The 919-nt window shown below is 53.1% G+C and carries 1 protein-coding gene; it reads right to left on the bottom strand.

The window, feature by feature from the left end; translation table 11 throughout:
• Nucleotides 1–115 precede the first annotated feature (115 nt).
• On the bottom strand, nucleotides 116–814 hold the full coding sequence (locus tag JUJ53_RS16005) for a transposase (RefSeq protein WP_343327969.1): 699 nt from the start codon (nucleotides 812–814) through the stop codon (nucleotides 116–118).
• Nucleotides 815–919: the final 105 nt, after the last annotated feature.

The raw sequence follows: 919 nt of genomic DNA, 5'->3' as shown, positions 1-919 counted from the left end.
AATCGGCGCATAGTCGGTGAATCGAAAGTCCGCCCATCCGAGTTCATTCTTGCTTTGCTTAAAGCCATACTCGACCCAGTTCCTCAGACCATAGAGGCTGGTTGACTGACAAAACTTAGTCGGGAACATACTGGTACGTGCGTATTTTGAACTCGATACGGTAGGTGCGGTCGTCATGTTGTTTTCGAGAGGCCTTGGCGGGTTCGGGGTCACGTGCCTGAGTAAAGCAAACGGCATGAATGAGCCGCCAGCCCTGTTCTAAAGCTGTTTTGACCCAGTCCCAGCCAAGTCTGAAATAACTGTTACCGCGAAACCAGTGGGGTTCAACGTGACGACGCTGCCCGGTCTCCACCACGGCGACGCCTTGGGCAGTGACATAGAGGGTAGCTACCGCCAGGATGAACCAGAGACGAGAAAGGGCACAGACGGAGCGAATCTCCGATTTTTGAAGGTTCCAGCCATTGGACTGGTCATCAAGAAACGCTTCCTCAATATCGAAGCGTAAGCCATACTCCCGAAAGGTTTGCAGATTGGTAGGTTCATCGCTGACGATGGCCCAAAACTCACCGTTGACATGGTTGTAGCCGAGGACCACATGCACCGAACCATACCACGCTTGCTTATGAAGTTTGACGGTATGCAGGCAAAGGGCCTCGCCCCGCTGGAGACGAAAGTCGTTCAGTTGTTGCCAGCCTTTGCCCGCCCGCCAGACCCAGGCATTGCGCTTGAGCCGGATGCGGTAGTGCCAACCTAACTCTGTACTCATCATCTGCATCGCCTTGACATGGACAAAGCCACGATCTGCAAGCAACACCACCTTGACCCAGCAATTCTCAGTATGACAAAAGGCTGTTCAAGTCCTGGGAATGGCAGTAGTGTAGTGATATCTGAGAGCGCCAAGAGAGCCAGAGTCGTTGAA

The organism is Leptolyngbya sp. CCY15150 (genome assembly GCF_016888135.1).
Lineage (GTDB): Bacteria > Cyanobacteriota > Cyanobacteriia > RECH01 > RECH01 > RECH01.
This window is presented reverse-complemented; position numbering and strand designations above follow the sequence as displayed.